At 62.7% G+C, this 12,746-nt stretch carries 13 protein-coding genes; 8 read left to right on the top strand and 5 right to left on the bottom strand.

What is annotated here, in order from left to right; all coding sequences use genetic code 11:
- Nucleotides 1-13 precede the first annotated feature (13 nt).
- Both QMK31_RS12525 and QMK31_RS12520 read right to left on the bottom strand, forming a co-directional pair.
- Nucleotides 14-1,795: a DUF2075 domain-containing protein gene (locus QMK31_RS12525; RefSeq protein ID WP_283501277.1), complete on the bottom strand. Its 1,782-nt coding sequence runs from the start codon at nucleotides 1,793-1,795 to the stop codon at nucleotides 14-16.
- Nucleotides 1,782-2,102, bottom strand: a complete 321-nt coding sequence (locus QMK31_RS12520; protein WP_283501276.1) for a nucleotide pyrophosphohydrolase — start codon at nucleotides 2,100-2,102, stop codon at nucleotides 1,782-1,784. Before QMK31_RS12520 ends, QMK31_RS12525 begins: the two co-directional genes overlap by 14 nt.
- Nucleotides 2,103-2,190: 88 nt before the next feature.
- On the opposite strand from QMK31_RS12520, the gene QMK31_RS12515 reads away from it, so the two are divergent.
- From QMK31_RS12515 to QMK31_RS12500, 4 genes are all read left to right on the top strand, one after another.
- Complete coding sequence (locus QMK31_RS12515; RefSeq protein ID WP_283501275.1) at nucleotides 2,191-2,391, top strand: hypothetical protein; 201 nt, start codon at nucleotides 2,191-2,193, stop codon at nucleotides 2,389-2,391.
- A 321-nt stretch (nucleotides 2,392-2,712) separates the two neighbouring features.
- Complete coding sequence (locus QMK31_RS12510) at nucleotides 2,713-3,411, top strand: histidine phosphatase family protein (protein WP_283501274.1); 699 nt, start codon at nucleotides 2,713-2,715, stop codon at nucleotides 3,409-3,411.
- A gap of 18 nt (nucleotides 3,412-3,429) precedes the next feature.
- Nucleotides 3,430-3,999, top strand: coding sequence for a DUF3090 domain-containing protein (locus tag QMK31_RS12505; RefSeq protein ID WP_283501273.1), 570 nt, complete (start codon nucleotides 3,430-3,432; stop codon nucleotides 3,997-3,999).
- On the top strand, nucleotides 3,999-4,760 hold the full coding sequence (locus tag QMK31_RS12500) for an SCO1664 family protein (protein WP_283501272.1): 762 nt from the start codon (nucleotides 3,999-4,001) through the stop codon (nucleotides 4,758-4,760). Before QMK31_RS12505 ends, QMK31_RS12500 begins: the two co-directional genes overlap by 1 nt.
- Before the next feature lie 157 nt (nucleotides 4,761-4,917).
- Here the strand turns inward: QMK31_RS12500 and QMK31_RS12495 are convergent, their stop codons facing one another.
- Entirely contained in the window at nucleotides 4,918-5,601 is a 684-nt protein-coding gene (locus tag QMK31_RS12495; protein WP_283501271.1) for a hypothetical protein, read from the bottom strand.
- Between the two features lie 199 nt (nucleotides 5,602-5,800).
- Between QMK31_RS12495 and arfB the strand changes: the two genes are divergently transcribed.
- A complete protein-coding gene (gene arfB / locus QMK31_RS12490) occupies nucleotides 5,801-6,223 on the top strand; it encodes an alternative ribosome rescue aminoacyl-tRNA hydrolase ArfB (RefSeq protein ID WP_283501270.1) in 423 nt (140 codons plus the stop codon).
- 54 nt (nucleotides 6,224-6,277) lie between these two features.
- On the opposite strand, the gene QMK31_RS12485 is transcribed toward arfB, so the two are convergent.
- Complete coding sequence (locus QMK31_RS12485) at nucleotides 6,278-8,149, bottom strand: FAD-binding monooxygenase (RefSeq protein WP_283501317.1); 1,872 nt, start codon at nucleotides 8,147-8,149, stop codon at nucleotides 6,278-6,280.
- A 152-nt stretch (nucleotides 8,150-8,301) separates the two neighbouring features.
- Here QMK31_RS12485 and QMK31_RS12480 point away from each other — a divergent pair, with 152 nt between their 5' ends.
- Entirely contained in the window at nucleotides 8,302-8,748 is a 447-nt protein-coding gene (locus tag QMK31_RS12480) for a hypothetical protein (RefSeq protein WP_502853100.1), read from the top strand.
- 251 nt (nucleotides 8,749-8,999) lie between these two features.
- Here the strand turns inward: QMK31_RS12480 and QMK31_RS12475 are convergent, their stop codons facing one another.
- On the bottom strand, nucleotides 9,000-9,926 hold the full coding sequence (locus QMK31_RS12475) for an Lrp/AsnC family transcriptional regulator (protein WP_283501269.1): 927 nt from the start codon (nucleotides 9,924-9,926) through the stop codon (nucleotides 9,000-9,002).
- Between the two features lie 220 nt (nucleotides 9,927-10,146).
- Here QMK31_RS12475 and QMK31_RS12470 point away from each other — a divergent pair, with 220 nt between their 5' ends.
- Nucleotides 10,147-11,379 (top strand): flavin monoamine oxidase family protein, encoded by a 1,233-nt coding sequence (locus QMK31_RS12470; RefSeq protein WP_283501268.1) that lies wholly within the window; start codon nucleotides 10,147-10,149, stop codon nucleotides 11,377-11,379.
- A gap of 19 nt (nucleotides 11,380-11,398) precedes the next feature.
- Nucleotides 11,399-12,691: a flavin monoamine oxidase family protein gene (locus QMK31_RS12465; RefSeq protein WP_283501267.1), complete on the top strand. Its 1,293-nt coding sequence runs from the start codon at nucleotides 11,399-11,401 to the stop codon at nucleotides 12,689-12,691.
- Nucleotides 12,692-12,746 lie beyond the last annotated feature (55 nt).

The raw sequence follows: 12,746 nt of genomic DNA, 5'->3' as shown, positions 1-12,746 counted from the left end.
AGGGGAGTGATCGTTACGGCGCTACAGCTTCGGCAATGTATTCGTGCAGGTACGCGCGCAGCGCCGGATCGCAGACGTAGACGTATGTCCCACGGATCCCGCGAGTGAGCAGGACCGCGTAGATATTGCTCACGAACCGCAGGAGGTCGTCGTCATCGTAGGTCTTGCCCAGGACGCGATTGTTCTCCTTGCCCTTCTTGTCGAAGTACGATTCCCGCTTGACGAAGAGTCGGCGCTTGACGGGGTCGTACCGAAGGTCAGGGCCGATGATGACACCGGCGTAATTCAGGTCGTAGCCCTGCACCGTGTGGATCGATCCGACCTCGTCGAGCGACTTCGATGATGCGATCCAGTCGGTCTGGGTGCTGTTCCACCTCAGCCGGGTGCCGTCGATTTCAATGTCGTAGGCGGTTGTGTCGGTCTTGGTGGTCCACGGCCACGCGAATCCGGCCAGCAGGCGCGAAAGACCCGCCTCAGCATCTTTGCGGCGGATCTGCGCGCGCATGGTGGCGATGTCATCAAAGATGCGAAAGTCATACCCGTTGAAGGTCTCAGGCGTCAACGGCCGGTCGCCCAGGGATGCGGTGCCGAGAAGACGCCGGATATAGCCGACGTAGTCGGCACCCGCCTGCACGCGCATCTGCGACAGGAGGGGGTGGTGACGTCGTGTGGCTTTCGCCACCCGCACGAGCTTCCCGAGGACTTCGGGCGGGAGATCGGCGGGCCGAACACTCTGCGCCTCGTCGAGCAAGAAGATCTGGTGGGTACTCTTCGCGGTGATCCAATCGAGCTGGGTCTTCGACGTATCGTCGGTTCCGAAGAGCTTCTGGGTGATGACGCTGAAATTCTTGTTTTGCACGCCAGAGGGCTGATTGGCTCGTTGGTTCAAACGGTGGGATTCGTCAACGATGAGCAGGTCGAAATTGTCTTCGGCGAACCCGACCTCGAACGCGGTCATCACCATGGCCGGGTTTAGTCCAGGCGTTTTGCGGAACACCTTCTTGATCGATTCGCGCAGCGACTGCTGCGGAACCACAAAGCCGATGCTGATTCCTGTGAGCAGTTCGCGGTATCCCTCGACGAAGAATTCGGAGAATAGTGAGTCACCGTCGAGGTCCTCGGCCGGGATCTTGTTGGCGATATCGACGAGGAGCTTGAGCAGGTATATGGCGACGACCGTCTTGCCGGTGCCCGGCTCTCCCTGCACGACGATAGTGCTGGCCGTGCCGGCCTCGAGATCGGCGAACAGTCCCTCGAGGATTCCTTCGACAGCGATGGCTTGATCTTGCGCGAGTGCCTTGAAGGGTGACAGTTTGAACAGGTCGCTGTTCTCGATCTCGGGAATACTCCGGGTGAATACCCCGTCGCTCCTGAGTTGCTCGAAAACCTCGCGAAAGTTCTCTTGATAAAGGGCGCGATCGTAGTAGTCGGCCTCGGTGATTCCGTCGTTTCTGTTCAGCACGCGATAGGAACCGTCGCCGGCGAGCATCCGAATTAGGTACGATTCCAGGTCGAGGCAGACCGATTTATTGAAAGTCGCATCAACGATGACTCGGATGGTGCTCAGATGCTGCTTTTCAGCAGAGGCGAAGTGCTGATGCATTCGTGCGGCCGCATTGCGGGATTCGCCGACATAGACGTCATCGAGTCGCCCCCCACGTACGAGAGGGCGCTCCGCCCTGGCGTTGTCAAGCACGTACACGACTGGCCAGTTGGTATTGCGGCGGTCCAGAGGCGCCCAGACCTTAACGGCTTCCTGCGAGAAGTCGAGTCGTTCGATTTCAAAGGGCGTCATACTTGGTGCTTCGCCCCCGAGCCTTACTGACTGGATATTTCTCTTTCGTTACCGCCAGCTTGTCGAGCACGATCTGATTCGGATCTGCTCCGATGCGATCGGCTAGCAGAAAGCAGTAGGTGAGTACGTCGGCAAGTTCTTCCCTCACGCGCGCAGTGTCTGCATCGGGGGTCCATTGGAAGCACTCGAGTAGTTCGGCGGCCTCGATGGAGATGCTCTTGGCGAGGTTCTCTGGGCTATGAAATTGGGCCCAGTCACGCTCGGCGACAAAGGCAGCGATCTCGTCGTGGACTGATGTTTCGGCCATGACGCAAATCTAGCAGGGTCAATATATGGCGCGGATCGGGCTACTCTTTGCAATGAATGCGAAGATAACCGCGAGGGGCGGAGTAACTGTGACCAGAGACAGCAGATCGCGCGTGATCGTTCGGGACGGGCCGTGGGGTTTCATGTTCTTCCTGGCCTACGTTGGAGCGGCCGTCTATTTCGTCTCGGATTCTAATGGTACGTTCTGGGGCGTCATTCTGGGGCTGCTGCAGGCGATCGTCTGGCCTGTCTACGTTGTGTACCACGTGCTGCTGTCGATAGGCGCGTGACGGCGGTGCGACGTACCATCAGAGGATGCCCCGGCGTTCGCCACTTGCGCTACGAAACGGGCACGGCCGTCTTCGGTCGCGACCCCGACCGGCCGTACACCTTCGTCTGATTCCACCGCGATCTGGCCGAGGAGGCCTTTGTTCCGGGGCTGATCCACGTGATTCACCGCGACGATCGCATTGTGGTGATCGACAAGCCCGCCATCCTCTCATCCATTCCCCGCGGTCGCCGCGTCGTACAGGGTGTGGGGTGCGCCCGTGCGCACCCTCCCGTTGCGCAGTGCGGTCGAAGACAAACAAGCGGATGTCTAGGCTGGGCAGATGGCAACAGTTATTCTCGTGCGGCACGGTCGCACCACCGCAAACGCCACCGGAGTGCTGGCTGGACGAACCCTCGGGGTCAGCCTCGACCAGATCGGGCGTGAACAGGCCGCCCTCACGGGCGAGCGGCTCGCGCCGGTGCCGCTGGTAGGAGTGGTCTCAAGCCCCCTGGAGCGCTGCCGGCAAACCGCGCAACTGATCATCGACCATCAGGTCGGCTCCCTGGTGACCCCTCTCGACGAGGGACTCACCGAATGCGACTATGGCCGGTGGCAGGGCCGCACCCTGAGCGATCTGGCCACCGAGAACCTCTGGTCCGTCGTGCAGACCCAGCCGTCGGCCGTTGTCTTTCCGGGCGGCGAGTCGATGGCCGCCATGCAGGCGCGTTCGGTAGCCGCCATTCGACGCCAGGACGCTGCCTTCGAGGCTGAGCACGGGCCCGGCGCCGTCTGGGTGGCGGTGAGTCACGGCGACATCATCAAATCAATTCTGGCCGACGCGCTCGGCATGCACCTGGATCTGTTCCAGCGCATCAACGTGGGCCCGGCATCCGTTTCGATCGTGCGGTACGGCGCTGGCCGGCCGAGCGTTCACGCCACCAACACCGATGGAGGCGATTTGTCGTGGCTGGCGACTAGCATCCTCTCGGCCGACGCGCCGGTCGGCGGCGGGGCCGGGCCTCAGGCTCCGCGCACCTGAGACGTTTAGAGTATTTGTATGCCCACAATCGTTCATGAATTCGACTGGCCAGATCGAGTCGTCGTCGGTACGGTCGGCCTGCCCGGGTCGCGCACGTTCTACCTGCAGGTGCGCGCCGGCGCCCGGATCGTGAGCATTGCGCTAGAGAAACAGCAGTCGGCCCTACTCGCCGAGAAGATCGACGAGATTCTCGACCAGCTGATCACCTTCGAGGGCAACCCGTTCAGCATCCCCACCACGACACCCGTCGAGCTCGTCGACAACGACCCGCTGGAGGAGCCCGTCGCGGAAGAATTTCGCACCGGTGCCCTCAGCCTCGGCTGGGATCCGTCGACCGTGCAGGTCGTGATCGAGGCCTACCCGCTGATCGAGGGCGACGAAGACGAAGACGAAGACGAAAAAGGCGACGACGATGCGCCCGACCTGGTGGAGATAGAGCAAATGCTGCTGGTGCGCCTACCCGTCGGCACCGCACGCGCTTTCGCGAAGCGTACCCGTGAGGTCGTGGGTGCCGGGCGGCCCATCTGCCCCCTGTGCGGCTACCCCGTGGACCCCGACGGACACACCTGCACCCTGCCCGACATCTGATGAGCGACCCCGACCTGCAGAACGGCGAGCTGCGGCTCACGGGCCGCATCACTACAGCGTCGAACGCGACTTTTCTCGCCAGCATCGACGGGGCGGCGGTCGTCTATAAGCCGGTCGCGGGGGAGCATGTGCTCTGGGACTTCGCCGGTCTGGCGAACCGCGAGGTGGCCGCCTATCTGGTATCGCAGGCGTTCGGCTGGAACGTGGTGCCGCAAACCTGGTTGCGGGGCGGCCCGATGGGTGAGGGCATGGTGCAGCTCTGGCAGGATGCCGACCCGACCCAGACCGCCGTCGACATCGTGGCCGCCGAGGCCGTGCCAGAGTCTGGATGGCGCCACGTTTTCGACGGGCGCGACGAGAACGAACGGATGGTCACCCTCATCCACGAAGACACGGCCGCGCTTCGACGCATGGCCGTGTTCGACATCGTCGTGAACAACGCCGATCGCAAGGGCGACCACATTCTGCCGATGCCCGACGGTCATCGGCACGGCGTCGACCACGGACTCACCTTTCACGCTGAGCACAAGCTGCGCACCGTGCTCTGGGGGTGGCTCGGCGACATGCTCAGCACCGACGAGCTCGACGGCATCGACCGCGTCAGCGCCGAATTGAACGGTGCCCTCGGCGACACGCTCGCTGGCCTCCTCAGCGCCGACGAAATCGCCGCGCTCGCCGAGCGTTGCGGCCGATTGCGCACGATCGCACGATTCCCGGCCCCGAGCGGCGACATGCCTGCGGTGCCTTGGCCTCTGTTCTAGAAAGGTGCACACCGAATGTGACGAGATCGACGCTGTCCATGAACGACGTCGCGCCCGGACGGTTGCCTGACCCGACGCTAACCGTTGCCGAGAACGAGGCTGAGGTCCAGGGCGCTGTGCGTGCCCTGGACCTCAGCTTTGATCGAACTGCTTGCAGTTAGTGCAGAACTCCGCAGGCGGCCGGGTCAGTAGCCTCGGCGGGGAGGTTGCCGTCAAGTTCACTGGCACCCGCCTCGAAGTCGTATTCCCCGTTGCCGTTGTAGTCGACTCCGTGGATCACGACGACGCCTTCACCGTCGCGGATGGCCTCGGCGATGTCGGCAGCGGTGCCGTTGCCATTATCCTCGCCGGTCCCGGCCACATCCGTGAAGCCGATCTTGGTTCGGAGGTAGTTATAGGAGCCGTTCTTCGAAACGGGGAACCGGGTAACGTCCAGAAAGCTGGCCGGCGTGGTGTCTCCACTGGTGTTGAGAGACACCACAACGGGCCCGTAAGCCGGAATGCCCTCGACGGTGCTCAACCGTCCGTCAGCGTTGCTGTCCAACGCCATCGTGGGGCACTCGTTCATTGCCTCTTCCCCGTAGTGGATGTGCTGGGCGTGTGGAGCATTGGGCGTTAGACCCCTCGCGCGGAGACCGATCGCTCGAATGGTCTCGCCACGAACGACCGCGAACGCTTTACCCGACGCCCCGGAGTCGTTAAGCTCCGTGAGGTGGGCTGTCAGCACTACGTTACCGCGCACTGAGTTCGGGACATGTGCTGATGCCGGGGCGGCGCCCAGCGACAGGGCGATGAGCGCGGCAGCACTCGCGCCGAGCACCAGTTTCATGTTCTTTTTCACGTTTCACTCCTTTGTGACCTCGCCCATCGAGACGATCCCGACGGTTTAGTGAGATAGCCTCAGTTCGTAGCCCACTGCCAAACGGATTGGTATTACATCGTTGCGCCGCAGATGGTATCCGCAAATCGAAAATCTTGACAGTGATGATTGCCGATAGGCTTCTTTTTCACCTGCGCCGAGATCGTGCCACGCTAGAGAGATGGATCTTGAGGTGTCGCCCGCGCTCACCATTCCCGAGCGCGAGCTCGGCTGGCGGTTCTCCCGATCGTCCGGGCCCGGCGGCCAGCATGTGAACACCTCCGACAGCCGCGTCGAGCTGTTCTGGAACGTCGCCGACTCCACGGTGCTCTCCAACGATGAGCGGATGCTGCTGCTCACCCGACTCGGGCACCGCCTCGTTTCCGGGGTCGTCACCGTCGCCGCCAGCGAGCAGCGGTCCCAACTGCGCAATCGCGGGATTGCCCTGCGCAAGCTCGCCGACCTGGTGATCGCAGGGCTGGCCGCGGAACCGGCCGCGCGCCGCGCGACCAAACCCACCCGCGGATCGGCCCGGCGTCACCTCGCCGTCAAACAGCAGCGTTCGGCCACAAAACGCAGCCGGCAGCGTCCCGCGGCCGACTAAGGGTGGCGACCGATGGCATCCGCTCGTCGACGCGGATGCCGTCTGTCGTCGCGTCTACCGAACGAGCAGCATCTGCCGAAAGTACGCGGCGAGCTCGGTGGTGGCGGCCAGGGGCAGCACGTGCGCGACGTACTGGTCGGGGCGCACCACGACCACGGCGCCGCCCTTGCTGATGCCGCGTTGCTCGAAGATGCCGTCTTCCGGGTCGGCGGCGTACACCTTCTCGTAGTCGATCAGTCCGAACGGGCCGGTGGTCGGAAGGAACGCCGTGTCGACCTGGCCCAGGTCGACCTCGGTGTGGTCTTGCTGGTAGATCACCTTGACGTCGAAGACACTGTCGACGTCGGCGCCGGCCGGGGTGTGGGCGAGCAGCGGCGAGTCGAGACCGGTGCGCATCCACTCGGCCCAGTCGGCGACGGCGGAGTTGTCGGCGTCAGCGAAGGCGTACAAGCGCCAGCGGCCGTCTGCACGGTGGTGGTGGCCCAGCTGCACCGGGTTGGCGTCGGCGACGCGCACGACCGGGGCGGACTTGAAGCGCTTGCCGATGGGGAATCCGGTGGCGAGCGACTGGTGGGTGACCTCGCCGATCAACATCGACGGCGGGTACTGCGTCATGAAGCCGGAGGGGAACTCCGCTGTCTGGGTGTAGAACTCCTCGAGCGGAACCTTGAGATCCTCCGGCTTCGCTGCCATGAGCGACGACCACTCCTTGTCGAAGTCGATCAGGTTCTTAGCGATGACCTGACGCTCGGCCGAATAGGTGCTGAGCAGGCTTTCGGGGCTGCGGCCGTCGAGCACGTAGCCGAGCTTCCAACCGAGGTTGAAGCCGTCCTGCATCGAGACGTTCATGCCCTGGCCAGCCTTGGCGCTGTGCGTGTGGCAGGCGTCACCCATGATGAAAACCCGTGGCGAGCGGATGCCGACCTCCTCCGGCAGCACGTCGTCGAATCGGTCCGTGAGCCGGTGGGCCACCTCGTACACGCTGTGCCAGGCGACGTTCTTCACGTCGAGTGTGTAGGGGTGCAGAATCTCGTTCGCCTTGACGATGATCTCGTCGATCGACGTCTTGCGCACCTCGCCGTTGTCGTCGGCGGCCACTTCGCCAAGGTCGACATACATGCGAAACAGGTAGCCACCCTCGCGCGGAATGTGCAGAATGCTGCCGCCGGTTCCGGACTGGATGGCGCACTTGGTACGAATGTCGGGAAAGTCGGTGACGGCGAGCACGTCCATGACGCCCCAGGCGTGGAAGGCCGCGTCGCCGGCGAGCGTGCACCCGATGGAATCGCGCACACCGCTACGGGCGCCGTCGGCTCCGACGACGTACTTGGCGTGCAGGATGCGCTCCTGGCCCGCTTCTGCTCCCACGGTGTGTCGGAGTGTCACCGTGACGGGATAATCGCCCTCGTCGGTGTTCGTGAGGCCGACAAATTCAAAGCCGAAATCTGGAGTCATTCGGGTGGGCGAATTGGCCATCACCTCGGCGAAGTAGTCCAGCACGCGCGCCTGGTTGACGATGAGGTGCGGAAACTCGCTGATGCCGGTGGGGTCGTCGATGGCGCGGGCCGTGCGGATGATGTTGGCCGGGTTGGTGGGGTCCGGCTTCCAAAACGCCATTTCGGTGATGCGGTAGGCCTCGGCGATGATGCGCTCGGCGAAACCGAAGGCCTGAAAGGTCTCGACGCTGCGCGCCTGGATGCCGTCGGCCTGGCCGATCGGGAGCCGGTCGCCGCGACGCTCCACGATGCGGGTCGTGATGCCCGAAAACTGGGAGAGCTGGGCGGCGGTGATCATGCCGGCCGGGCCGGTTCCCACAATGAGAACGTCGACGTTGTCGGGGAGCTCCTTGGGGCGGTCGATGCCGACCCCGGCTGCATCCTGTGTGCGGGGATCGGTGGACACGTACCCGTGGTGGTGAAACTGCACGGCTTCCTCACTTCTGTGTGTGGTCTGCGGCAGGTCGAATGCCAGCCTCATTGCTTGTTCGATAATAGAACGTGGTGTTCTATTATCGTTTGTTGAATCATATACGTTCTTGAAATATTCGCAACGTTTGCGGGGCGGGTATTGTGCTGCCCATGACCATCGATCCGAAACTTGGTGAGTGGGCCGGCGGCGCCTACTTTCCGGGGGACTTCGACTTCAGCGGGCCAGAGGCCGCAGCCGATGCCGGGCAGCCGTACACGGCAACGACCTGGGCATTGCTGGACCTGCGCGACTGGGGCGTCGACGCCGCAGCTCTGGCCGGCACCGCCGAGTTCCGCTGGTTTTACAGCGTGCTGGGCGCCGCGGACTATTTTCGGGCGGCAGCCCTGCACGACGGCACCGCTCCCGATCCCCGACTCGCCGAGGCGATGCACCTGATCCGTGCTGCCAGAGGGCCGGACGGCACCTGGTTGCAGGCGCGCCGCCACCCCGGGCGGGTGTGGTTCGAGGTGGATGTGCCCGCCGGTGAGCCGTCGAAGCGGCTCACCTTTTACGGCACCCGCGTACTGGACTGGTGGGACAGCGCCACTGGTTCCTGAACCGCCCTTGACGCAGTGCGTGGTCCCAGAAGGATGGAAAGCAGCAGGATGGACTGAAGCTCGTACTCCGCGGGCGCCCCTGACCGACAAACCAATCGGCGATCCCAGCACCACAGCGATGACGCAGGTTGCCTTCAGTCGAGACTCCCGCGAACACGTCGACGCCACGCTCGTGAAGGCCCTCGCCGCCGGCGCCACTGAGCCGCGTGACCCCCAGGACTACGGCTTCATGTACGCACGCGACTTCACCGTTAACGCTGCTGGTTGTTTCGATACTCGGCCACGCTGTAGTCCTCTTTGAGGATTTGCAGATGCATCCACGTGGTCAAACCGACGACCCACGGTTCGCCGCGAAGCTCATCCGTAAAATCGTTTGCCTCTCGTAGGGTGTTGAACACGGCCGTGGCAATGATTCCGAAATCACCCGTTGTCGTGGCAAAGAACGCCACACCCAGCCGCGTCAGCGCTGCCACTCCGACCTGCGAATCAGCAATGTGTCGAATGCCAAGGCCGAGGGCAAAGGTGTGGGCGCGGCCAAAATCTCGCTGTGGTACCGCGACCACCCGAATGATCTCGCCGTCAATGAGCCGCGTCATTCGGTGCCGCACTGAACTTTCCGGCAGGTGCAGCGCCTCGGCCAGCACACGCACCGGGGCGCGTCCATCTTGTTCGAGCGTTTCGATGAGGCGCATGTCGGTTTCGTCGAGGGAGGACTGCTCCTCCGCCCGCAGAGTCGGAGCGTAAATATTGTGCTCGATGTTTTCGTAGCGGTGTACCCGAATGGAGAGTACTTCGCTGTGGGTGCGAATGAGCGAGAGCAGCTCAACCAGCTCTGTTTCGAAACGGCAACGCACCTGGATGCACAGTCCTGCCTCGCCGGTCGTGGTGGAGACGTAGGTCGTCAGGGGAGACTTGACCATTTCTTCGTACAGGGCCGTGGCGTCGCCCCGCAGGATAACGTGGAGGTGTCCCTCAACCTTGAAACCGAACATGCGTGGGTTGACGCTCGCTGTGAATCGGAGCTGTCCGCTGTCAACCACAGTTTTGATGATCTCAGAGACGCTACTTCTGGTTAGTCCGAGTTCCTGCGCAATAGACGAGTACGAAGCACGGCCGTTGCGACGCAGTTGGTCAATAACATGGTCCTGCACAACGGAGGTGCCGAAGGTGTCGGTCACTCTTGCCTCGTTTCACAATCAGGGTTACGGTATTCTGCCATACCCGCGTGCATATTCGCCCTTTCTTGCCCTAATTCTGGGGATTTTGTATCAAATAAGCTGTTTTTTAGATACGATCTCACATAATAACCGTCAATTTTTTGTGAAATAGTTTCAACAATGAGGTTCATCTGCTCCCGGTTAGGCAGCCGCGCCTCGTGCAGCGTACCGATGGGAAATCATGAAGGTCATTGTTGTTGGTGCCGGGCTCGCGGGGCTGACCGCGGCGTGGAAAATTCGTCAGCAGGGGCATGACCCGGTGGTGCTGGAAGCCCGTAACAGGGTCGGTGGCCGCACCTGGTCCGAGATTCTGGACAACGGTCAGCTCACCGAGCGTGGTGGCGAGTATGTCTTTCCCACAGAGTTCGCCATTCGACACCTGTCAGCAGAGGTGCGGGTACCGATACTTACGCACAACGTGCGATACGCACGGAGAACGGTCAACGGCACTCATCTCAGCCTCGATGAACTCAACGCCGTCACCGATCGACTCCTTGCCACGCTCTCCGAGATGCTCGCCGATGGTGTGCTGAACGCTTCCGTCGACGACGTTTTCCGGGCAACCGTTGGGGCAAATTTTCACGCTCATCCGGCCTATCGCAGAATGTCCACGTCGCTGGCTGGCGATGCTGCCTTGATCAGTGCAGAAGCGGCGCTGATGCACGAGTCCTCAGCCGCGGGAGGTTACGTCGAGGATGGCGGCCGCTTTCTCGGGGGCAACCAATCGCTCGCCATCGAACTTGCCCGATTGCTCGGGCCGGTCGTGCGGCTGGAATCTCCGATCAGGGCGATTGACCAGTCAAAGACAGGTGTTCAAGTGACCCTGCTCGACGGCAGTACCATCGATGGCGACGCCGCCGTGCTGGCCGTACCGCTCCCCATCCTGCGCACCCTCAGGCTGGGGTTTGAGCTTCCAGCAGCGCAGCGGGCGGCCCTTAAACACCGGTCGATGGGCACGGCGGCGAAACTTGGTGTTCCGCTATCGGCCGTCGACGCCGATATGGCGCTCCAGAATGCCGATCACGCCTGGTGGTCATGGCGGTCAATGTCGGTCGATGGTGAAGGGCGCATCCCGGCGCTCTCCTGCTTTGCCGGGGGGCACAGCACGCTCGCTGCGCTGGAGACAGCAAACGGAGCTGACCGTTGGGTAGCCGAACTTCGGCGGATGCGCCCGGAACTGGTCATTGATGGAGACGTGCTATTGACCGACTGGACCAACGACGAGTGGACCGGGGGCTGCTACTCGGCGCCCACCCTCGCCTGGCGCCCCGAAGACGCTTCGGCGTTCGACACTGCGGCGGGCTTGGTCGCCATCGCCGGCGAACACACCGGACTTCAACAGTCGCTCAATGGCGCGGTCGAGTCCGGGTACCGAGCTGCCAGTGCCATTGCGGCCGTTGCGGCCATCGCCTAAATACGTCAGGAGCTATACCGTGGAAACTACAGACGTCGTCGTTATTGGAGCCGGATTCGCCGGACTGGTGGCCGCACGAGAACTTGGCCGGTCGGGCCACAACGTGGTCGTGCTCGAGGCACGCGATCGCGTCGGCGGTCGAACCTGGACGGCACCTGCCCTCGGCCACGACCTCGAACTCGGTGGCACCTGGGTGCATTGGGTACAACCGCACGTCTGGGCAGAAATGACCAGGTACGGCCGAGAGATAGTGCGCAGTCCCATGGCCGAGGAAGCGTATTGGCTTGGCTCCGGTGCGGCGCTTCGCAAGGGTACCCTCGCGGAATTTACGGACCTCATCGATGACGGACAGCGCCAAATAGTAGCGGATGCGTTGATGATGATTCCTCGGGCCGTCGATCCCACGGTCGGGGGAATCCATGAACAAGACCAGCAGTCGCTTCAGCAGCGGTTGGATGACCTCGAGCTGGATGACGAAGCACGTTCGGCGAACGAATCAGTGTGGGTGGGACACGTGAATGCTCCGTTGAACGAGGTGGGGCTTTCGAGCGCGCTGCGCTGGGCGAGTGCGGTCGGCGGGCACTGGCCGCTCATGCACGAAGCGTCTGCAACCTACCGCGTCGTTGGTGGAATGTCTGCCTTCACCGCTGCCATCGCCGCGGATGTGCGCGGTGATATTCGGCTGGAATCAACCGTGACGGCTATCGACCATGATGACACCGGGGCTGTCGTCACCCTCGCCGATGGACACCAATTACGGGCCCAACGAGTCGTCATGACTCTCCCGATCAACGCCGTGAACACTATTACAGTCACTCCCGCCCTTCCAGAAGCGTGGGTGCGCTCTAACCGTGAGCGCGTGGCATCCCAGGGGTTCAAGGTGTGGATCAAGGTGCGCGGTCGCCTGCCGCGGTTCTTCGCCTACGCTTCCGGGCACCACGCAATCTCCGTACTGAAGAGTGAGTTCGTGGAGGAGGACCACACGATTTTGGTTGGCTTTGGCGCCGACCACAGTGCTCTTGATCTCACGAGTGTTGAGCAGGTTCAGGACGCGCTTCGAGTGTGGCGGGACGACCTCGAGGTGATCGGGGTGGCAGCGCATGACTGGATGAAGGATCCGCTCTCGCAGAATACCTGGATGACGCATCGCCCGGGCCAGCTGACTCGTGATCTTCGCGAACTGCAGCAAGCGGATGGCGTGCTGCACTTCGCCGGCTGCGACACCGCCGACCTGTGGGGTGGTTTCATCGACGGTGCCATCGAGAGTGGACTGCGCGAGGCGCACCTGGTGTCGGGCTCCTTGACCAAATAGAACTGCCAGGCCCCACCGGGGCCTGGCAGCATCCACTGCGGTTATCCTTCGTCGC

Source organism: Cryobacterium sp. PH31-O1, assembly GCF_030063455.1.
In the GTDB taxonomy this organism is placed as follows: domain Bacteria; phylum Actinomycetota; class Actinomycetes; order Actinomycetales; family Microbacteriaceae; genus Cryobacterium.
The sequence above is the reverse complement of the archived record's forward strand: the minus strand, read 5'-3'. Positions and strand labels throughout refer to the sequence as shown.

Excerpts from the sequence above, each read along its gene's own strand:
- QMK31_RS12505 (WP_283501273.1), top strand. The coding sequence starts at position 3,430 with ATGCCCACAATCGTTCATGAATTCGACTGGCCAGATCGAGTCGTCGTC.
- QMK31_RS12480 (WP_502853100.1), top strand. The coding sequence starts at position 8,302 with ATGACCATCGATCCGAAACTTGGTGAGTGGGCCGGCGGCGCCTACTTT.
- QMK31_RS12500 (WP_283501272.1), top strand. The coding sequence starts at position 3,999 with ATGAGCGACCCCGACCTGCAGAACGGCGAGCTGCGGCTCACGGGCCGC.
- QMK31_RS12470 (WP_283501268.1), top strand. The coding sequence starts at position 10,147 with ATGAAGGTCATTGTTGTTGGTGCCGGGCTCGCGGGGCTGACCGCGGCG.
- QMK31_RS12520 (WP_283501276.1), bottom strand. The coding sequence starts at position 2,102 with ATGGCCGAAACATCAGTCCACGACGAGATCGCTGCCTTTGTCGCCGAG.
- QMK31_RS12510 (WP_283501274.1), top strand. The coding sequence starts at position 2,713 with ATGGCAACAGTTATTCTCGTGCGGCACGGTCGCACCACCGCAAACGCC.
- QMK31_RS12525 (WP_283501277.1), bottom strand. The coding sequence starts at position 1,795 with ATGACGCCCTTTGAAATCGAACGACTCGACTTCTCGCAGGAAGCCGTT.
- arfB (WP_283501270.1), top strand. The coding sequence starts at position 5,801 with ATGGATCTTGAGGTGTCGCCCGCGCTCACCATTCCCGAGCGCGAGCTC.